General features: G+C 69.7%; 22 protein-coding genes. 20 read left to right on the plus strand and 2 right to left on the minus strand.

The window, feature by feature from the left end; all coding sequences use genetic code 11:
- The first annotated feature begins 13 nt into the window (after positions 1 to 13).
- The 8 genes from O9Y01_RS14530 (at position 14) to O9Y01_RS14565 (ending at position 7,925) form a co-directional block, all read left to right on the plus strand.
- Positions 14 to 592 (plus strand): hypothetical protein, encoded by a 579-nt coding sequence (locus O9Y01_RS14530; RefSeq protein ID WP_269632320.1) that lies wholly within the window; start codon positions 14 to 16, stop codon positions 590 to 592.
- A gap of 207 nt (positions 593 to 799) precedes the next feature.
- Positions 800 to 2,458: an L-lactate permease gene (locus O9Y01_RS14535; RefSeq protein ID WP_269632321.1), complete on the plus strand. Its 1,659-nt coding sequence runs from the start codon at positions 800 to 802 to the stop codon at positions 2,456 to 2,458.
- 73 nt (positions 2,459 to 2,531) lie between these two features.
- Positions 2,532 to 4,031, plus strand: coding sequence for an FAD-linked oxidase C-terminal domain-containing protein (locus tag O9Y01_RS14540; RefSeq protein ID WP_269632322.1), 1,500 nt, complete (start codon positions 2,532 to 2,534; stop codon positions 4,029 to 4,031).
- Entirely contained in the window at positions 4,032 to 5,159 is a 1,128-nt protein-coding gene (gene glcE, locus O9Y01_RS14545) for a glycolate oxidase subunit GlcE (protein WP_269632323.1), read from the plus strand.
- Positions 5,160 to 5,171: 12 nt separating this feature from the next.
- Positions 5,172 to 6,437, plus strand: a complete 1,266-nt coding sequence (gene glcF, locus O9Y01_RS14550; protein ID WP_269632324.1) for a glycolate oxidase subunit GlcF — start codon at positions 5,172 to 5,174, stop codon at positions 6,435 to 6,437.
- A gap of 107 nt (positions 6,438 to 6,544) precedes the next feature.
- Positions 6,545 to 6,997, plus strand: coding sequence for a DUF3592 domain-containing protein (locus tag O9Y01_RS14555; protein ID WP_269632325.1), 453 nt, complete (start codon positions 6,545 to 6,547; stop codon positions 6,995 to 6,997).
- Positions 6,994 to 7,443, plus strand: a complete 450-nt coding sequence (locus tag O9Y01_RS14560) for a hypothetical protein (protein WP_269632326.1) — start codon at positions 6,994 to 6,996, stop codon at positions 7,441 to 7,443. The genes O9Y01_RS14555 and O9Y01_RS14560 overlap by 4 nt, the downstream gene beginning before the upstream one ends.
- A gap of 11 nt (positions 7,444 to 7,454) precedes the next feature.
- Positions 7,455 to 7,925, plus strand: coding sequence for a hypothetical protein (locus tag O9Y01_RS14565; RefSeq protein ID WP_269632327.1), 471 nt, complete (start codon positions 7,455 to 7,457; stop codon positions 7,923 to 7,925).
- Between the two features lie 42 nt (positions 7,926 to 7,967).
- Here the strand turns inward: O9Y01_RS14565 and O9Y01_RS14570 are convergent, their stop codons facing one another.
- Positions 7,968 to 8,342 carry a putative quinol monooxygenase gene (locus O9Y01_RS14570; protein WP_269632328.1) on the minus strand — a complete coding sequence of 125 codons (375 nt, stop codon included), beginning with the start codon at positions 8,340 to 8,342 and terminating at the stop codon, positions 7,968 to 7,970.
- 203 nt (positions 8,343 to 8,545) lie between these two features.
- On the opposite strand from O9Y01_RS14570, the gene O9Y01_RS14575 reads away from it, so the two are divergent.
- The 11 genes from O9Y01_RS14575 (at position 8,546) to O9Y01_RS14625 (ending at position 15,812) form a co-directional block, all read left to right on the plus strand.
- The gene (locus O9Y01_RS14575; RefSeq protein WP_269632329.1) at positions 8,546 to 9,100 is read left to right on the plus strand and encodes a 2OG-Fe(II) oxygenase; all 555 of its coding nucleotides are present in this window, start codon (positions 8,546 to 8,548) and stop codon (positions 9,098 to 9,100) included.
- Positions 9,101 to 9,344: 244 nt separating this feature from the next.
- Positions 9,345 to 9,971, plus strand: a complete 627-nt coding sequence (locus tag O9Y01_RS14580; protein ID WP_269632330.1) for a PEP-CTERM sorting domain-containing protein — start codon at positions 9,345 to 9,347, stop codon at positions 9,969 to 9,971.
- Between the two features lie 303 nt (positions 9,972 to 10,274).
- Positions 10,275 to 10,700 carry a hypothetical protein gene (locus O9Y01_RS14585; RefSeq protein WP_269632331.1) on the plus strand — a complete coding sequence of 142 codons (426 nt, stop codon included), beginning with the start codon at positions 10,275 to 10,277 and terminating at the stop codon, positions 10,698 to 10,700.
- 377 nt (positions 10,701 to 11,077) lie between these two features.
- Positions 11,078 to 11,872: a CPBP family intramembrane glutamic endopeptidase gene (locus tag O9Y01_RS14590; RefSeq protein ID WP_269632332.1), complete on the plus strand. Its 795-nt coding sequence runs from the start codon at positions 11,078 to 11,080 to the stop codon at positions 11,870 to 11,872.
- A gap of 170 nt (positions 11,873 to 12,042) precedes the next feature.
- Positions 12,043 to 12,570: a hypothetical protein gene (locus O9Y01_RS14595; RefSeq protein ID WP_269632333.1), complete on the plus strand. Its 528-nt coding sequence runs from the start codon at positions 12,043 to 12,045 to the stop codon at positions 12,568 to 12,570.
- 145 nt (positions 12,571 to 12,715) lie between these two features.
- Entirely contained in the window at positions 12,716 to 13,210 is a 495-nt protein-coding gene (locus tag O9Y01_RS14600) for an ASCH domain-containing protein (RefSeq protein ID WP_269632334.1), read from the plus strand.
- Entirely contained in the window at positions 13,191 to 13,631 is a 441-nt protein-coding gene (locus tag O9Y01_RS14605) for a hypothetical protein (RefSeq protein ID WP_269632335.1), read from the plus strand. Before O9Y01_RS14600 ends, O9Y01_RS14605 begins: the two co-directional genes overlap by 20 nt.
- Before the next feature lie 106 nt (positions 13,632 to 13,737).
- On the plus strand, positions 13,738 to 14,103 hold the full coding sequence (locus tag O9Y01_RS14610; protein WP_269632336.1) for a hypothetical protein: 366 nt from the start codon (positions 13,738 to 13,740) through the stop codon (positions 14,101 to 14,103).
- Between the two features lie 196 nt (positions 14,104 to 14,299).
- Complete coding sequence (locus tag O9Y01_RS14615; protein ID WP_269632337.1) at positions 14,300 to 14,887, plus strand: hypothetical protein; 588 nt, start codon at positions 14,300 to 14,302, stop codon at positions 14,885 to 14,887.
- A gap of 216 nt (positions 14,888 to 15,103) precedes the next feature.
- A complete protein-coding gene (gene sodC, locus O9Y01_RS14620) occupies positions 15,104 to 15,622 on the plus strand; it encodes a superoxide dismutase [Cu-Zn] SodC (protein WP_269632338.1) in 519 nt (172 codons plus the stop codon).
- A gap of 67 nt (positions 15,623 to 15,689) precedes the next feature.
- Complete coding sequence (locus O9Y01_RS14625) at positions 15,690 to 15,812, plus strand: excalibur calcium-binding domain-containing protein (protein ID WP_269632339.1); 123 nt, start codon at positions 15,690 to 15,692, stop codon at positions 15,810 to 15,812.
- A 99-nt stretch (positions 15,813 to 15,911) separates the two neighbouring features.
- Here O9Y01_RS14625 and O9Y01_RS14630 read toward each other — a convergent pair whose 3' ends face one another.
- Complete coding sequence (locus tag O9Y01_RS14630; RefSeq protein WP_269632340.1) at positions 15,912 to 16,211, minus strand: hypothetical protein; 300 nt, start codon at positions 16,209 to 16,211, stop codon at positions 15,912 to 15,914.
- Between the two features lie 537 nt (positions 16,212 to 16,748).
- On the opposite strand from O9Y01_RS14630, the gene O9Y01_RS14635 reads away from it, so the two are divergent.
- Positions 16,749 to 17,747: a hypothetical protein gene (locus tag O9Y01_RS14635; RefSeq protein ID WP_269632341.1), complete on the plus strand. Its 999-nt coding sequence runs from the start codon at positions 16,749 to 16,751 to the stop codon at positions 17,745 to 17,747.
- Positions 17,748 to 17,891: the final 144 nt, after the last annotated feature.

Here is a 17,891-nt window from a genome sequence, read left to right on the forward strand (position 1 = left end):
CGCACACGCCCTCATGCGCCTGACCCGCTGCTTCATCGCCTCCTTGCTCGCCGCGGCACTGCCGGCTTGTGCGGACGACGCCTTTTCGGAGCTGATCTACGTTTGCGACGCCCCCAGCTCCACGGTCACCGTCAGCAGGGTGGACGCGCAGGCCGATGCCAGGCTGAAGGCGGCACGGGCCCGCGGGCAGCAGGTAGAACGAGTGGACGTCAGCCCGCTCATCCACAGAACCCGGCAGACCAGCGCCGACGGCAGCCCGTTCCGAGGGGCCTCCGACACGCTGGTCAAGACCTGCGGCGACTTCACCGTCACCCTTGCCGGTGGCTATCTCAACGCCAATCCGGACGGTGCGGAAGGGGTCTACGAGTGGCCGCTGGTCAGCATCGAGCATCGCAGCGGCAAGCGCTTCCCCACGCTCACGCTCGGACGCTGCGACGCCAGTTTCGCCCGTTTCAGCCGCACCACGGCTTGCCCCATGGCGTGGGCCACGGAGATCCGCGCCTTCCTCCTGGACGGGCACGGGCGCCGGGAGCCGGTCCTGTCCCTGGAGCATCAGTTCTCTGACGGGCGAGGACTGCAAGACACGCCTTGAGGCCCGGGGACGCAGCGTCCTTCGCTTGACATCACCCTGACACCGCGTCGCGATCTGCCCCCGGATCTACCCTGTGTCCGTCGCCCCTTTTGAAAATTCCTCAAAGCCCCGCCCGCGAGGATTCACGCAGCGCCCGCCCATGCCCCCGCACCATCGCTCCCCAGCGGCTCATCCAAGGGCCGATCAAAAGAGCGACTGGAGACAACCATGGTCTGGCAACAGGTCTACAACCCCTTCGACAACATGCTGCTCAGCACGCTGGTGGCCGCCGTTCCGGTGGTCGTCATGCTGCTGGGCCTGGGCGTGTTCCACCTCAAGGCCCATGTGGCCGCGGCGGCCGGCCTGGCCAGTGCGCTGCTGATCGCCATCCTGGCCTTCGGCATGCCGGCGGGCATGGCCACGCGGGCGGCGCTGCTGGGCGGGCTCACCGGCCTGCTGCCCATCGGCTGGATCGTGCTGAACATCATCTTCCTGCACCAGCTGACCGAGCAGAACGGCAGCTTCAAGGTGCTGCAGGACTCCATCGCCGGCATCACGCAGGACAGGCGGCTGCAGCTGCTGCTGATCGCCTTCGCCTTCGGCGCCTTCTTCGAGGGCGCAGCCGGCTTCGGCACGCCGGTGGCGGTGACGGCGGCCATCCTGATCGGCCTCGGGTTCTCGCCGCTGGCCGCCTCCGGCCTCTCGCTGATCGCCAACACCGCGCCCGTCGCCTACGGTGCGCTCGGCACGCCGGTGATCACGCTGGCCAAGGTGCATGGCTACGACCTGATGGCCGTCTCCGGCATGATCGGCCGCCAGCTGCCCTTCTTCTCCATGCTGGTGCCCTTCTGGCTGATCTGGGCCTTCGCCGGCCGCAAGGCCATGATGGAGATCTGGCCCGCCATCCTGGTGACCGGCGTCTCCTTCGCCATCCCGCAGTACCTGGTCAGCAACTTCATCGGCCCCGAGCTGGTGGACGTGATCGCCGCCATGGTCTCCATGACCTGCCTGGTGGGCTTCCTGCGCATCTGGCAGCCCAAGAATCTGTGGACCTCGGTCTCGCTGAAGGGCCATGAGAAGGACGGCGGCACCGCCCTGCCGCCGCAGAAGCCGCAGGTGCACCCGCGCGGCGCCGTGGTCAAGGCCTGGACGCCGTGGGTGATCCTGACCGTCTTCGTGTTCGCCTGGGGCCTGCCGGTGACCAAGACCTGGCTCAACGGCATCTTCGCGCCCAAGTTCGTCATCGAGGGCCTGCACAAGATGGTGCAGAAGGTCGCCCCCGTCGTGCCCACGCCGCACAGCGAGGCCGCCGAGTACGTCTTCAACCTGCTGTCCTCCACCGGCACCGGCATCCTGGTGGCGGCGATCATCGGCGGCCTGCTGATGGGCTACGGCCTCCCGGCCCTGGTCCGCACCTTCTTCAAGACGGTGTGGCTGGTGCGCACCTCGCTGCTGACCATCGTGCTGATGCTGGCCCTGGGCACGCTGACGCGCTACAGCGGCCTGGACACCACCCTGGGCCTGGCCTTCGCCGGCACCGGCGTGCTCTACCCCTTCTTCGGCACCCTGATGGGCTGGCTGGGCGTGGCGCTGACCGGCTCGGACACCGCCTCCAACGTGCTCTTCGGCGGCATGCAGAAGGTGGCGGCCGAGCAGCTGGGCCTGAATCCCAACCTCATGGGCGCGGCCAACAGCTCCGGCGGCGTGATGGGCAAGATGATCGATGCGCAGTCCATCGTCGTGGCCTCCACGGCCACCCGCTGGTTCAACCACGAGGGCGACATCCTGCGCTATGTCTTCTTCCACAGCATCGCCCTGGCCTGCCTGGTGGGGATCTTCGTGACCCTGCAGGCCTATGTGCCGCCCTTCACCTGGCTGGTGAGGTAAGCCGGCCCGCGCGCGACCCGCGGCGGGGCTACAGTGAGACGCTGAGCCCCGCCCCTTGCATGAAGCCCACGCCATGAACGCGAACGACGCCGCCCCGCTCACCCCGGCCGAGCGCAGCCAGCGCCAGCACCGCCTGGTGCAGGCCCTGCGCGGCCTGCTGCCCGCCCATGCCCTCCTGTGGCAGGCGGAAGAGACCACGCCCTACGAGTGCGATGGCCTCTCCGCCTACCGCGCCCGCCCACTGGCCGTGGCCCTGCCCGAGACCGAGGCGCAGGTGGCCGCGGTGCTGCGCTGCTGCCTGGAGCTGGAGATCCCCGTGGTGGCGCGCGGCGCCGGCACCGGCCTCTCGGGCGGCGCCCTGCCGCATCCGGACGGCCTGGTGCTCTCGCTGGCCCGGCTCAACGAGATCCTGGACATCGACCCCCTCGCCCGCACCGCCCGCGTGCAGTGCGGCGTGCGCAACCTGGCGATCTCGGAGGCCGCCGCGCCCCTGGGCCTCTACTACGCGCCCGACCCCAGCAGCCAGATCGCCTGCACCATCGGCGGCAACATCGCCGAGAACTCTGGCGGCGTGCACTGCCTGAAGTACGGCCTGACCCTGCACAACGTGCTGCGGGTCAAGGGCTTCACCGTGCGCGGCGAGGCCGTCGTGTTCGGCTCCGAGGCCCTGGACGTGCCAGGTCTTGACCTGCTGCCCGCCGTGGTCGGCAGCGAAGGCATGCTGGCCGTGGTGACCGAGGTGACGGTGCGTCTGCTGCCGCGCCCGGTGCTGGCGCGCTGCATCATGGCCAGCTTCGACGACATCCGCAAGGCCGGCCAGGCCGTGGCCGACCTCATCGCCGCCGGCATCATCCCCGCGGGCCTGGAGATGATGGACAAGCCCATGACCGCCGCGGTCGAGGACTTCGTCCACGCCGGCTACGACCTCACGGCCGAGGCCATCCTGCTGTGCGAGAGCGACGGCACGCCGGATGAGGTCGAGGAGGAGATCGAGCGCATGAGCGCCGTGCTGCGCGCCAGCGGCGCCACGCAGATTTCAGTGAGCGCCGACGAGGCCCAGCGCCTGCGCTTCTGGAGCGGCCGCAAGAACGCCTTCCCCGCCTCCGGCCGCCTGAGCCCGGACTACATGTGCATGGACTCGACCATTCCGCGCAAGCGCCTGGCGGACATCCTCCTGGCCATCGCCGAGATGGAGAAGAAGTACGGCCTGCGCTGCGCCAACGTCTTCCATGCGGGCGACGGCAACCTGCACCCGCTCATCCTCTTCGATGCCAACGACCCGGACCAGCTGGACCGCTGCGAGCGCTTCGGCGCGGAGATCCTGGAGACCAGCGTGGCCCTGGGCGGCACCATCACCGGCGAGCATGGCGTGGGCATCGAGAAGCTCTCGTCCATGTGCGTGCAGTTCAGCCCCGAGGAGCTGCAGCAGATGCGCGACTTCAAGGCCGCCTTCGACCCGCAAGGCCTGCTCAACCCCGGCAAGCTCATCCCCAGCCATGCCCGATGTGCGGAATACGGCAAGATGCACGTCCGTAAGGGCCTGCTGGCCTTCCCCGATCTGCCGAGGTTCTGAATGAGCGCACAAGCCACGCCCTCCCCCCGCATCGCGCCGGCCGACCTGGGCCTGCTGCAGGCCCGCATCCGCGAGGCCGCGGCCCGGGGTCAGGTCTTGCAGATCCGGGGCCAGGGCAGCAAGCAGTTCTATGGCGGCGAGGCCCGGGGCGAGCTGCTGGACCTGGGCGAGCTGCCCGGCCTCAGCGGCATCAGCGCCTATGAACCCACCGAGCTGGTGGTGACGGCCAAGGCCGCGACGCCGCTGGCCGAGCTGGAAGCGCAGCTGGCCGCCCAGGGCCAGCACCTGGCCTTCGAGCCCCCCCGCTTCGACGGCCGCGGCACCGTGGGCGGCATGGTGGCGGCGGGCCTCTCCGGCCCCTCGCGCGCCACGCAGGGCTCGTTGCGGGACCACGTGCTGGGCCTGACCATGGTCAACGGCCGCGGCGAGCTGCTGAGCTTCGGCGGCACGGTGATGAAGAACGTGGCCGGCTACGACCTGCCCCGCCTCATGTGCGGCGGCCTGGGCGTGCTGGGCGTGATCGCCGAGGTCTCGCTCAAGGTGCTGCCCCTGCCGGTGGCGCGCTGCACCCTGCGCTTCGACATGCCCGAGGCCGAAGCCCTGCAGCAGATGAACCGCTGGTCCGGCCGCCCTTTGCCCCTGCGCGCGAGCGCCGCCTGGGACGGCGCCCTGGTGCTGGAGCTGGCCGGCGCCGAGCGCGCCGTGGCCGCGGCCCGGCGCGAACTGGGCGGCGAACTGATCCCCGAGGACCTGGCCTCCGGCTTCTGGCGCGGCCTGCGCGACCACAGCGACGAGTTCTTCGTCGGCGCCTGCCGTGCGGTGCAGGGCGGTGCCAAGCTCTGGCGGCTCTCGCTGCCGCAGACGGCGCCCAGCCTGCGCATCCCCGGCGAGCAGATGATCGAATGGGGCGGCGCCCAGCGCTGGGTCACCACGCCCCTGCCCGCGGCGCAGCTGCGCGAGCTCGCGGCCCAGGCCGGCGGCCACGCCACGCTGTTCCGCGCGCTGGACAAGTCCGAGGGCGTGTTCAGCCCCCTGAGCGCGCCGCTGGCCCGCATCCACCGCGATCTCAAGACTGCCTTCGACCCCTCCGGCATCTTCAACCGCGGCCGGCTCTACCCCGACTTCTGACCCCCTCTTGCCATGCAGACCCGCCTCGCCCCCGAGTTCCTCAACACCGCCGCCGGCGAGGCGGCCGAGGCCATCCTGCGGCGCTGCGTGCACTGCGGCTTCTGCACCGCCACCTGCCCCACCTACCAGCTGCTGGGCGACGAGCTGGACGGCCCGCGCGGCCGCATCTACCTGATCAAGCAGGTGCTGGAGGGCGCCGAGCCCACCCGTGCCACGCAAGAGCATCTGGACCGCTGCCTCACCTGCCGCAATTGCGAGAGCACCTGCCCCTCGGGCGTGCAGTACGGGCAGCTGCTGGAGATCGGCCGCGAGATCGTCGAGCGCAAGGTGCCCCGGCCTGCCACCGAGCGTGCCGTGCACTGGCTGCTGCGTGAGGGCTTGACCTCGCCCGTCTTCCCGGCGGCCGCGAAGCTGGGCCAGGCCCTGCGTCCGCTGGTGCCGGCGGCCCTGCGCGAGAAGCTGCCGCCCAAGGCCGGCCCGCGCGCCCACCAGTGGCCCACCCGCACGCAGCCCCGCAGGATGCTGATGCTGATGGGCTGCGTGCAGCCCTCGCTGATGCCCAACATCAACGCCGCCACCGCCCGCGTGCTGGACGCCATCGGCATCCAGACCATGGTGGCCGATGACGCTGGGTGCTGCGGCGCCATCCGCGCCCATCTGCATGACGAGGCGGGCGGCCTGGACGACATGCGCCGCAACGTCGACGCCTGGTGGCCCCTGGTCGAGGGCCTGGGCGGCAGCGCGCCGGTCGAGGCCCTGGTGATGAACGCCTCCGGCTGCGGCGTGATGGTCAAGGACTACGGCCGCCTGCTGGCCCACGACCCGGCCTATGCCGAGCGCGCCGCCCGCATCAGCGCCCTGTGCAAGGACATCAGCGAGCTGCTGGCCCCCGAAGTCAGCGCCCTGCAGCAGGCCCTGGAGCGCGCCCAGGCGGCGGCCCCCCAGCGCCCGCGCCTGGCCTACCACCCGCCCTGCACCCTGCAGCACGGCCAGCAGCTCAAGGGCGGCGTGGAGGCCCTGATGCGCGCGCTCGGCTTCGACATCCAGGTCTCGCGCACCGAAAGCCATCTGTGCTGTGGCTCTGCCGGGACCTACTCCCTGCTGCAGCCCCAGCTCTCCCACCAGCTGCGCGACCGCAAGCTCGCCGCCCTGGCGCCGCTGCAGGCGGACTGCACGGTGTCGGGCAATATCGGCTGCATCCAGCATCTGCAGTCGGGGACCCCGCAGCCCGTGCGGCACTGGGTGGAAGTGCTGGACGAAGCGCTGAACCCGGCCTGATTCGGCCCCCTCCCCGGGGCGCCCCCTGAGCGCTCCCGACCGGCCGCTGCAGTACCATCGCGCCGCCGATTCACGACAACAAGATCTCGCCCTGGGAGGGCCTTTCCATGTTCCGCATCTTCGCCAGCCGCCTCTTCGCGGCAGGCCTGATCCTGTCCGGCGCCGCTCTGATGGTGTCCGGCCATCGCAGCGCCAGCAAATACGAGGCCTTGCGCCAGCACGGTGAGGAGGCCGAGGCCAAGGTCATCGCCCTGAGCTCGCACGAACGCAGATGGCTTCAGAAGGACGGGGAGTACACGGCCCAGGTCAGCTTCAGGACGTCACGGGGGCGCGAGATCAGGACCCAGGTCGGCGTTCCCCCGGCGCGGGGTCACGCCATGGAACGGCAGGTGGCGCCCCGGACGCTGACGGTCCGCTACCTGCCGGAGGACCCGCTCGTGCTCGCCGATGCCAACGACGATCCCCCCGAGGCGCGCAAGGCCAGCGGCCGCTATCTCCTGATCGGCGGCGTGGTCCTGCTCGTGCTGGGACGGCTGTACGCAAGACGCCAGGCAGGATGAGGCCGCGACCCCGGCCCGCCCCCAGCCAGTGGCTGGCGGCGGCCCTGCTCGTCCTTGCGTGCGCCTGCGGGGCGCAGGCAGCGCCGGCCTGCGACGCCAAGGCGGCAGGGTCGCGCGCCTACGGGCAGGCAAGCGCGCTCGTCGAACGGCTGCCCGACTACCGGGCCTGGGCCGCAAGCCATCAGCGGCCCGCCGTCTTCGGCATGCCCATGGACGGCGAGGTGCGGTTCGGAGGGCGCGGCTACTGGTCGGTCTCGGTCTACCTGGACATGGGCGACCGCCTGGGCTTGTGGACCGTGTTCCTGGTGCACCTGGGCAGCGGCGACATCCTCGTCGACGATGCCGCCAGCGAGCAGCCGCTGTCCCTGCAGGCCTGGCGGCGCAAGTACCGCACGCTCCCGGACCCTTCGCAAGGCAAGCCGGAGCGCGCGCCCTCGAGGCCTTAGCATTCGATGCCATGACGCCCCCGCCGCCCCCGCCCGACGCCGCCTCCCTGGCCTGCCGCTGCGAGCGCTGCGGCCGCCTGCTGCCCTCGCCCGAAGCCGTCTGTGCGCCCTGCGAGGCCGAGCTCGCCGTGCCGGACGCGGACCACCGGCGCGGCAGGTACCGCTGCCCCGCCTGCAGCCAGGCCTTTGCGCGGCCGGACTTCACCCTGGTGCCGCCCAAGGCCCGCTGGTATGTGCCCCAGTCCCAGGCGCTGCGCTGCCCGCACTGCCAGGCGCGGCTGCTGGACCGCCGCTACCCGAAGGTGGCCGCCCGGGAGTCGGTGGCGTTCATCGTGCTGGCCATGGCCGCGCAGTTCCTGCTGCCGCCGCACCAGACCCGCCTCGCACTGTTCGCGCTGATGCTGGTCGTTCTCGGCCGGCTGCTGTACCGCCGGCCCTGGCGCGTGCCGGACGAGCAGCGATTCGGCCGCGACGATTCCTGAGCCGGCATCACGGGGTCAGGTCTTGCCTGCCCGGGCCGGCACTCAGCCGATTGCCGCGCGCCGGATGCCCGGCTCCAGGACGAAGAACTGCGGCTCCAGTGCCGACATCGGCCCGCGCAGCTTCTCGACTTCATCCGCCGGGGCGTGCACCTCGAGCCGCACGAGCTCAGCCACCTGGAGCAACTGGCCGAGCAGCTCCCCCACGTTCTGAAGGTGCGCGAGCAAGGCCTCCGCGTTGACGTAGCCCTCGCGGCAGTGGGCGTCCAGGCCGCTGAAGGAGAAGGCGTAGTGCCGGCACCCAGGCTCCTGGCGGGTGATCTCCACCAGCTGCCGGCTCAAGGCCTTGAATGCCGGGACCTTGCCCTCATGAATCTTGAAGTAGGGGGCGATCGTGCAGTCGGTGTCGTCCTTGAACATCGTGTCTCCTCGTCGTCACGCGAAATGGGTCAGCGCATTCTGCACGTTTGCGTCAGGGTCCATCACTCCCATCCTGCAAGCAGGGAGACCGGGTGCATCGCGCCCCGCAGGGTCGGATGGGCGACCGCCGGCACCGGTGACGGATGGCATGCCAAATGCCTCTGGGCTAGCATGGCCCGCCAACGTCACTGTCCATCCGTCCCATGAACCTCCACCGACTCGGCGCCGGCGTCTTCACCATTGCCGACTTTCTGTCACCCGAGGAATGCGCCCACTACATCTCGCGCAGCGAACGCATGGGCTATTCAGAGGCGGCGGTCCGGACCGATGACGGCGACCGCCTGCACAAGGAAGCCCGGAACAATGACCGGGTCGTCTTTGATGACGCCGACCTCGCACATCACCTCTTCTCACGCGCCAGGCCCCTGCTGCCGGCGGTCCTCGATGGCTGGCAGCTCAGCGGGTTCAATGAGCGCTTCCGCTACTACCGCTATGACAGGGACCAGCAGTTCACCTGGCACCTCGATGGCACCGTGCGGCTGAGCCCCAGCCGCGAGAGCGTCCTGACCTTCATGGTCTACCTCAACGACGACTTCGAGGGGGGCAGCACGGAGTTCGGATGGGAGTCGGTGAAGCCGGTCCGGGGCATGGCGCTGGGCTTTCCCCACCGCTTGCGCCACCAGGGGGCAGCGGTGCGTTCGGGCCTCAAGTACGTCCTGCGCACCGACGTGCTGTATGACGCGGGTGACGCGACCTAAGAGGACGGCGGCAGGCGAGCCCAGCGACCGGCACGCAGCGGCTCACGTCCAGTACTCCTTCGACGCAGCTTCGGATCAAGCGCTGGAGCCCCGACCGTCGGCCGCCTTGACACTCCGAGGCGCCTTGCCGGCCGCGGAAATACTAAGTGATTGATGTGTCACGGGAAGCCCGCTCCTGGCGCGGACCTTGCTGATCGTCCCCGGGGCCCCTTCCGGCCTGCCATCACGACATCAGGGGAATCTCATGCGCAAGTTCACTGCAACCCTCAGCACCGCAGCCCTCATCGCGCTCGGCGCGGTACCGACCTTCGCGAGCGCCGCACCGGTGGTCATGGGCTTTGAAGGCGTGACCGCCGACAGCGATCAGATCGTCCCCGTGACGCCCCATACGGAAGGCGGCTACACGCTGACCAACCTGAACCCCGGCGATTTCAACGACGGCATCTTCGGCAAGAACGCCTCCAACTCCAACGGCAGTGCGACCTTCGTCTTCTGCGCCTATGACTCGACCTGCTTCAGCGGCACCTCCATCAAGCTGACCGGCGGCGCGCCGTTCACGCTCAAGAGCCTCGACGTCGGCAACTGGGAGACGGGCGGCCCCGCAGGCACCCTGGAGCTGATCGGCTCGGTGCTGGGTGGCGGCACGGTCACGGCCGTGCTGGGCACCGGCGATGCATGGGCCACCCACCTGCTGTCGGGCTTCGACAACCTTTTGAGCGTGGAGTTCAGGGGCCACACCGCCTATGCCGTGGCCATTGACAACCTGGTGCTGGATCTCAGCCCCGGCCGCGTGCCGGAACCCGGCAGCCTGGCCCTGGCCGCCCTGGCGCTGGCGGGGGTGGGCCTGAGCGCCCGCCGGCGGATCGGCTGAGACCCTGCGGCCCCCCCGCCTTGCCTCCCTCCTGACCCCGCCTCGGCGGGGTCTTTTGCCATGGGGGCATCGGGGCGTGATGCCATGGCGTGACGTCAGCAGAGAGACCCATGGGGCCGGCTTCGGCGACGGTGCGGGCGTGGCGGCTGGCGGCGCCCGACTTCCGGCACGGGGCCTGCTGAATCCCTGGCCCCTATCATCCGCGGACCCCGCGCCAGGCTGCCGGCGCCTGGCCGGGGCACGGTCGCCGACATCCCTGCGCCCGTCTCATGGCCCGGCACCCGACGCAAAGGCAGGCGGCTGATGACGCTCGCATCTCTCGTCTCCTCGGGGCCGGCCCTGCTGGCCAGGCGCCTGCTCATCCTGGTGTTGGCCGGGCTGCTGATCTTCCATCACAGCGTCATGCTGGGCGAGGCCCTGCTGGACCTGGACAAGCACCCGCCCACGTTTTTCGACCTGGTCCAGTGGCTGCTGCGCGCCGCCATCGCGTCGAGCCTGCTGCTCGTCGTGTGGGGAAAGCCCCGGGCGCTGTGGGGCATGTGGATCAGCATCGCCGGCCTGGTGGCCACCCAGTACTGGGCACACTTCGGCGAACTGCCCGTCGAGTTCACCCGCGGGCGACACCCGCTCAGCTACCTCAAGGGCTTCATCTTCCCGACCCTCATCACCCTGGCCTTCCGGCGCCGCGGCGCCCGCCTGGCATCGGGCCAGGTAGTCGACGCTGGCTGACGGCCGCGGCCCCGCGCGCCGCCACACGGGAGGGCGCGCGTCCTCGCGCACCTCTCACGGCCCCTCGGCGCAAGACCTGACCCCAGCCGTGGGAATGAGGAGGTCATGGTGCCAGAGAGCCCGTCCTTGCCGGACGTTGCACAATCGCCCCCCGCAAGAGGGCTGCCTGCCCGCCGCGCCCCACGCCGCCTCCCTCACCTCAGCAAGAACGTCCTGATGAGCGCACTCCGCATCAAAGCCTGGCAGACCGACACCGCACCCATCGGCAAGCAGCAGGCGCTCTGACTGCAACATCGCTCAGCGCCTGATCAAGCCCAGGTAGACGCACGCACGGCAGGCGCCGAGTCCCTGAACCGACCCCCTGCATTTCCCGTCCCATGCGCTCGTCCGACAAATCCTTCCCCAGCGTGGCGCAGGCCGCCCTGCTCCTGCTGGCCAGCTATCTCTTTCAGTACCTCGTCAGTGTTCTGCTGTACGACTGCCGGTCGATCCTGGGCCTGGGCGAGGAGCAGGTCGCCGTCCTCGCCCTGGTGCTGTCCAATGGCTTGCTGGTCGCGCTGCTGACGCAGGTACTGGGCATCAGCTACCGGCACCTGCTGCATCCGAGCCCGTCCTCCCCGGTGCTCACCCTGGTGCTGCTGGTGCCCCCTCTGCTGCTGACGCTACCGCTCCTGCTCCGACTGGACGACGTACTGATCAGCGCCCTGCAGCAAGTCCTTCCCTTGTCGAACTGGGAGCAGCAGGCCTTCGCTTCGATGCTGGCCCCGACGGTCCCGGCCCTCGTCGCCGGCTGCCTGCTGGCGCCCCTGTTCGAGGAGATGATGTTCCGCGGCATCCTGCTGGCAGGCTTCCTGAGGCGGTACCCGCGCGGGCAAGCCATCGCCTATTCGGCGCTCTTCTTCGGTGCCGCTCACCTGAACCTCTACCAGTTCTTCCTGGCCTTCCTCCTGGGGCTGATGCTGGGCTGGCTCTACGAGCGCTCCCGTTCGCTGCTCCCTTGCATCGCCCTGCATGCGGCAGTCAATGCCTCCGCCATGGCCACCAGCGCACAGGCCGAGCCAAACCTCGCCAGCGGATCCTGGCCGCTGGCCCTGGCTGCGGGCGCTGCCGGCGCCCTGGCTCTGTACGCCCTGTTGGGCCGCAAGCACCGGAAGGAGTCTATCGACCCCTGAGGCCGGACTGGACCTGCCCTCCGAACCGCCTTCCTGCAGCGCGGCAGTGGCCCACAATCGGCCCCTTATGCCCCTGCAAACCCTCCCGCGTCGTTTGCTGCGGGCCGCCGGCGACGCTTCTTCCGTGGCCCATGACTGTCGCTGGACCTGCCAGCAAGTTTGAGAAACCCATGTCCATCCATCTTTTCAATTCGCGGGCAGCAGCGCAGGAGCTGGGCCGTGCCGACCTGAGCCCGGAGCGCCAGGCCCAGTACCTGCTGGCCGGGCTGCTGATCTACCTCATCGCCAGCTACTCGGGCCTGATGATCGCAACGGCCCCCTTGTGGTCCATGGCCTCGCTGCTGGAGGCCGCGGCGCTGGTGCTCATCAACGTGCTGGGCGTCACGCAGGTCCTCGACGCCGCAGGTGGTCCGCGGAGCCGCCGCTTCCTGCAGGACTTCACCTGCCTGTACGTGCCTGTCTCCGTGACGTCCCTGCTGGTGGTCTGGGGCGCCTACTGGGTGATCCGGATCAGCTTCGTCGAAGGGCTTCTCGCGCTGTCGAACTCGGGTTCGCGCTTCGCCTTGAACCTGGCTGCCATCGGCACCGACTTCCTGGGGCTGCTCGGTCTGCTGTGCAGCGTGGGCACCCAGGTGCTCGTGTACTACCGACTGGTCCACCTGCAACGCCTCGTTGAATCGCTCCGCCGGACCGGCTGAGGCACTCACTGGACGACCTGGCCGCTGCCCCACATGGCCGTACCGGACTCGCCACCGGAACTGGGCTCACAATGCAGGCGGCGGGTGGGCCCTGCCACCCGGGCAGCCCGGCCCGCCCATCACCTTTGACCGCATGAGCAAGGCCATGAACCTGCTTGCCCACCTCCTGGACTTCTGGCGAGCCTTCCAAACGGAAGCCGGCACCTCCGACGCCAGCTTCGACGAGCGCTTCTACGAAGCCTTCTACTTCGGCGACAGCCAGACCCTGGCCGACGAGCTCGCCGCCCTGGTGCTGCAAGGCACCAAGCGCGCCACCGCCGGCTCCGTCTGGTCCTTCGAGGCCGAGGGCAAGCGCCTGCCCAGGCCCGGCGACCTCAGCATCGTCACGAACTGGGCCGGCCAGCCGCTGTGCGTCATCGAAACCCTCAGCGTGGACGTGCGCCCCTTCAACGAGGTCAGCGCCGAGTTCGCCGCCATCGAGGGCGAGGGCGACGGCTCCCTGGCCTACTGGCAGCAGGAACACCGCGCCTACTTCAGCCGGGAGTGCGAACGGGCGGGGCGGACGTTCGATGAGCGCATGCCGGTGGCGTGCGAGTGCTTCAGGGTGGTTTATCAGGGGGATGGCGATGCCGGGGCGTGAAGGCCGCAGGCTCGCCGGCGAGCGGCAGGCGCCCGAGCTCGCGCCAGGCGGCGTACAGGCGGCCTCGCGCCCATCCCCGCTGCCCGGGTGGTTCTTCCCCGCCATGGCAGGTGCCGCCACCGTCAGCGCCGTCTGGGGCTACCACATGGTCGTCTGCGGCGGCATTCTCGCCAGCGTGGTGCCGACCCTGGCGACCTTCTGCCTGCATGTGTTCCTGCGCCCTGACTATGCGCTGGCCGTCCTGCTGACCGCGACCTGCAGTGGCGCCACGGGCCTGACCCTCGCCAGGCATCGACTGTTCCGTGAGCGCAAGGAGCTGCTGTTCTTTCTGCTCCCGGCCGCGGCGATGGTGCTGGGCTTGGGTCTGGCACTATCCGGCGGCCTCCCGCCGCACTGCCCTTCGCTCGGCGCCTGGCGATAGCAGGCCATCCTCGCCAGCGCCTGCCCCGTCGCCCGCGCGGCGTTCGGTGACCGCGGAGGCCAATCCTGCAAGAATCTGCGCCACCCCCCTGCCATCCGGAGCCCGCATGTCCAAGTCCGCCTTCAGCGTCAAAGCCTTCGGCCTCTACGTGATTGTCCTGGGCGTCGCCCTGGCGCTGGCGCCGAACCTGCTGCTCGGCCTCTTCGGCATGCCGCCCACCACCGAGGTCTGGATCCGCGTCGTCGGCGTCCTGGCCTTCAACATCGGCGTCTACTACGTCTACGCCGCCAAGTGCGAGGCGCGCGCCTTCTTCCAGGCCTCGGTCTACACGCGGGTCCTGGTGCTCGTCAGCTTCGCCACCTTCGCCGGCCTGGGGCTGACCAGCCCCATCCTGGTCGTGTTCGGCCTGGCGGACTTCGCCGGCGCCGTCTGGACGCAGCTGGCGCTGCGGGCGGAGAGGGCCGGCGCCTGAGCAGCTGGTCAGGGGCAGCCCCGGCGCCCCGGGGCGGCGCATCTCTGGCAAGACCTGACCCCCATCAGGGGGAGTGAATACATCACGGTCCGCGGGGGTCAGGCCTTGCCTGACGCTGCACAATCGCACGCCGCAGGAGGGAGCCGGCTCGACGGGGCTCTGACGCTGCATCCAACACCTCAACGAGGACATCCACTTGAGCGCACTTGTCATCAAAGCCTGGCGGGCTGACACCAAACCCATCGACGACCGCAACACCTTCGTCAGCATCACCGGCCGTGAGGGCGGCCTGATCGCCTGGCTGCTGTCCCTGATGGGCGTCGATCCCACCACCACCATTCGCGTGGGCCTGGAGCGGGTCGAGTTCACCAGCTCCTCGCTGGCCGGCACCGAGTCGCGCATGGTGCCTCTGCAGAGTGTGTGCTCCACCTACTACGGCTATCACAAGCCCTGGAAGGCCGCCGCCTCCTTCCTGGCCCTCTTCGCCTTCCTGGGCTTCTCTTTCGCCGCTCCCGCGGCGCATTCCGGTGACGGCTTCTCCTTCCCCATCTTCGCGGGGACCACCGGCGTCGGCCTCATCCTGGCCCTGATCTACTACTTCCTCAACCGGACCCTGACCCTGGGCTTCGTCGAGCACAGCGGCGCCGTGTGCGCCATCCGCTTCAAGCGCTCGGTGATCGAGAACGTGGACATCGACGAGCAGCAGGCCCGCTCGGTGTGCACCATCGTCCAGCGCCTGATCGAGGCCAAGGAGAAGCGCGCCCTGCAGTCGGTACGGACCTGATGCGCGCCTGGGCGACGCACCCGGCCTGCGCCCACTGGCCGGGGCTCGGCGCTCGCCGCGTCCCGGCGAAGCCCACTCCCAGGACTGGCGCTTGATGGATCTCAAGCTGCGCGTCCACAATCGGGGCCAGCTTCAAGCCAAGCCAAGCCCTGCGCGTGCCGCGCAGCAGACCATCGCCAGCCCTCGATCGCTGGCCAGCACCTGGAGAGACAGCCCATGAAGAACACCCTGATCGCCGCCGCCTGGCTCCTGTCGGCCACCGCGGCGTCCGCTGCCGAATTGACGGTCCCCCTGCACCTGGCCGAGAAGCAGGGCCCCGGCGCCGCCCTGGGGCAGGTCCGCATCGTCGAGACGCCCCATGGCCTGGCCTTCTACCCCGCGCTGACGGGCCTGCAGCCGGGCCTGCACGGCTTCCACATCCACGAAAAGCCGTCCTGCGCGCCCGCCGAGAAGGACGGCGCCCCCGTGCCCGCGCTGTCGGCCGGCGGCCACCTGGATCCGCAGGGCGCCAAGAAGCATGGCGAGCCCTGGGGCGACGGGCATCTGGGCGATCTGCCGCCCCTCTACGTGGCAGCCGACGGCACGGCCACCAGCCCGGTCCTGGCACCACGGCTGAAGCTGGCGGACGTGCGGCAGCGCTCCGTGATGGTCCACGCCGGCGGTGACAACCATTCGGATCACCCCATGGCGCTGGGCGGCGGCGGCGCCCGCGTGGCCTGTGGCGTGATCGAATGAGCCAGGGCGGCACCTCGGTGATGCGGCACACCTCGGCCGGGATGGCCGGCCGCAGGCCGTGAAGGTGGTGCGCAGCGCAGTCGGCGAGGCCACCTGGTTCCTCCAGAACTGCCCGGGCACCGAGATGGACGGCAACCATGACGGCGTGCCCTGCGAGCAGCAGTGGTGCACCTCGCCGGTCGCACGATAGCCGCCTTGAAGCCGCGCACCCGGCGGGCCCAGCCCGCGCCGGGTGGCAGGCGTCCCGATGGAGGCCCGGGCGGCGGCTGAATCCGCCCCGGGCCCGGCCTCAGTTGCCCATGTGCATGGAGAACTCAGCCCCGTCGGACAGGCGGCACTGGCCCGTCCCTTGGGTGCTGCTGTTCATGCTGTAGGTGCAGGAGAGGTAGGAGCCGCGGTTTCCTGCGCCGTTGGCCAGGCCATTGCGTTGGGAGTCGGCCTTGCGTGTCGCCTCGCCAGTGAAGGCTTCTCCGTTGATTTGGGTGCTGAAGACACCTTTGCCATGCAGGTCGTTGGTCACCGTGGCGCTGACCATCCCATAGCGCGAGGCCATGGCATTGGTGGGGTAGAGCCGGACCGGGAAGGTCACGGGAGCCGGTGGCGCGACGCTCACCTGGGCGGGCACCGCAACAGGGTGCGCATGCCGTGCCTCCAAGGGCACGACGTAGCAGGCCGAGAGGCTTGCCAGGGCGGCAGCGAGGGGGAGTGCTGCCAGCCGTTGAAGGGAAGTGGTCGATCGGATCGATATACCCATGTGATGTCACAGTGAGCAGGCACATGCCTGCGCCGCCAGGCTAGCCCATGCCATGCGCCGATGGAAGTGACACCGTGCGCAGTGCGCCCCTGGCTTGACGAGGGGGCGTTGGCAGCCGGGGCAGCCGGGGCTCCCGGCTGCGCCCTGGCGCCGGCCGCTGTGGCAAGACCTGGCCCCTGCGCTGCCCGAACGGACAGCAGCAGGCCTACGCGCCGCAGGGTCACTTCGTTCTGTAATAACTTCGCTTCTACACTCCCCCTCAGCTCGACGCCGGTGGTCGCCATCCGAAGCCACGAGCCCTGATTCACCGGCCCGCGCCCTGCCGAGCAGTTCCAGGCAAGCCCCCCCACTGACTCACCTCCTACGCACACCATGAAGCGATCCCTCTTCTTCGTCGGACTTGGCCTCGGCGCTGCGCTCGCCCATGCCGACATCGTTCCCGCCATCCAGAGCAGCCAGTACATCGCCACGGCCCGCTACAACGGCGCCACCGTCAGCTACGCCGAGAACCGCTATGGCAACGGCCCCCTGGCCGAGATGGCCACGGCCATGAAGCGCGTGCCCATGCAGGTCGAGAGCGGCCTGAACACCGCCATGATCAACAAGGTCGCCGGCAGCGGCGGCACCTTCCTCAAGGGCACGCTCTCGGGCGACCCCACCGTCACCATCACGCCGCAGGCCTCGGGCATCACCCTGATCAATCTGAGCGGCTGGAGCTACACCGCCACCACGCGCTTCACCGGCCGCAAGCTGGGCATCATCAGCTACGACTGCGTCAACACCCTGAGCCTGCGCAACTTCAGCATCACCGGCCAGTACGGCAGCGTGGATGGCCGGCTGCTGGATGACAAGACCGGCGTCACCGCCGATGTCTCGTCCAGCACCGACTGCGACTCCAACCTCAGCTGGATCCTTCCCTTTGTCGGCGACTACATCATCGGCCAGATCGCCTCGCGCAAGGATGCAGCCTTGGTGTCCTCCATCCAGACCTCGCTGGGCGGCCTCAAGGACGACCTGCTGTTCGACCGGAACGCCAACTACCTCAGCGGCCTGAACAAGCTGGTGCCGGTGGACAAGGTCATCACCCTGCCCAATGGCAGCAGCTTCGCGCTGGGCCAGTACATCCAGAACAACCTGCCCTATCTGATCGGGAACAGCCAGCTGACGCTGAAGCTGGGGCAGGGCGTGCAGGTCCGGCCCAAGTTCGGTGGCGAGCCCACGACCACCACCGAGACCGGCACCATCCTGGACCTGAGCCTGAGCTCGCCGGCCTTCTCCTTCGGCGTGGGCATGGTCGAGCAGGCCCAGGTGAGGTGGAGCTGGGTGTGCAGCTGGCAGAACCCCAGCAAGCAGTGCTACCCGGACTATTGACCGTCCCAGGGGCTGGCTGAAGGCCAGCGGCGCCGCAGCGAGGGCTTGACCCAGGGCAAGCCCCGCCGCCGCGGCCGACGACCCGGTACTGGGGGGATACTTCGCCTCCCTCCCGTACCCTCCCCCGTCTTGCTGACCGCCTGG

It is taken from the genome of Pelomonas sp. BJYL3 (assembly GCF_027257975.1).
GTDB classification, from domain to species: domain Bacteria; phylum Pseudomonadota; class Gammaproteobacteria; order Burkholderiales; family Burkholderiaceae_C; genus Roseateles_B; species Roseateles_B flavus.

Coding starts and splice junctions, on each gene's coding strand:
- O9Y01_RS14530 (WP_269632320.1), top strand. CDS start 14: ATGCGCCTGACCCGCTGCTTCATCGCCTCCTTGCTCGCCGCGGCACTG.
- O9Y01_RS14535 (WP_269632321.1), top strand. CDS start 800: ATGGTCTGGCAACAGGTCTACAACCCCTTCGACAACATGCTGCTCAGC.
- O9Y01_RS14540 (WP_269632322.1), top strand. CDS start 2,532: ATGAACGCGAACGACGCCGCCCCGCTCACCCCGGCCGAGCGCAGCCAG.
- glcE (WP_269632323.1), top strand. CDS start 4,032: ATGAGCGCACAAGCCACGCCCTCCCCCCGCATCGCGCCGGCCGACCTG.
- glcF (WP_269632324.1), top strand. CDS start 5,172: ATGCAGACCCGCCTCGCCCCCGAGTTCCTCAACACCGCCGCCGGCGAG.
- O9Y01_RS14555 (WP_269632325.1), top strand. CDS start 6,545: ATGTTCCGCATCTTCGCCAGCCGCCTCTTCGCGGCAGGCCTGATCCTG.
- O9Y01_RS14560 (WP_269632326.1), top strand. CDS start 6,994: ATGAGGCCGCGACCCCGGCCCGCCCCCAGCCAGTGGCTGGCGGCGGCC.
- O9Y01_RS14565 (WP_269632327.1), top strand. CDS start 7,455: ATGACGCCCCCGCCGCCCCCGCCCGACGCCGCCTCCCTGGCCTGCCGC.
- O9Y01_RS14570 (WP_269632328.1), bottom strand. CDS start 8,342: ATGTTCAAGGACGACACCGACTGCACGATCGCCCCCTACTTCAAGATT.
- O9Y01_RS14575 (WP_269632329.1), top strand. CDS start 8,546: ATGAACCTCCACCGACTCGGCGCCGGCGTCTTCACCATTGCCGACTTT.
- O9Y01_RS14580 (WP_269632330.1), top strand. CDS start 9,345: ATGCGCAAGTTCACTGCAACCCTCAGCACCGCAGCCCTCATCGCGCTC.
- O9Y01_RS14585 (WP_269632331.1), top strand. CDS start 10,275: ATGACGCTCGCATCTCTCGTCTCCTCGGGGCCGGCCCTGCTGGCCAGG.
- O9Y01_RS14590 (WP_269632332.1), top strand. CDS start 11,078: ATGCGCTCGTCCGACAAATCCTTCCCCAGCGTGGCGCAGGCCGCCCTG.
- O9Y01_RS14595 (WP_269632333.1), top strand. CDS start 12,043: ATGTCCATCCATCTTTTCAATTCGCGGGCAGCAGCGCAGGAGCTGGGC.
- O9Y01_RS14600 (WP_269632334.1), top strand. CDS start 12,716: ATGAACCTGCTTGCCCACCTCCTGGACTTCTGGCGAGCCTTCCAAACG.
- O9Y01_RS14605 (WP_269632335.1), top strand. CDS start 13,191: ATGGCGATGCCGGGGCGTGAAGGCCGCAGGCTCGCCGGCGAGCGGCAG.
- O9Y01_RS14610 (WP_269632336.1), top strand. CDS start 13,738: ATGTCCAAGTCCGCCTTCAGCGTCAAAGCCTTCGGCCTCTACGTGATT.
- sodC (WP_269632338.1), top strand. CDS start 15,104: ATGAAGAACACCCTGATCGCCGCCGCCTGGCTCCTGTCGGCCACCGCG.
- O9Y01_RS14635 (WP_269632341.1), top strand. CDS start 16,749: ATGAAGCGATCCCTCTTCTTCGTCGGACTTGGCCTCGGCGCTGCGCTC.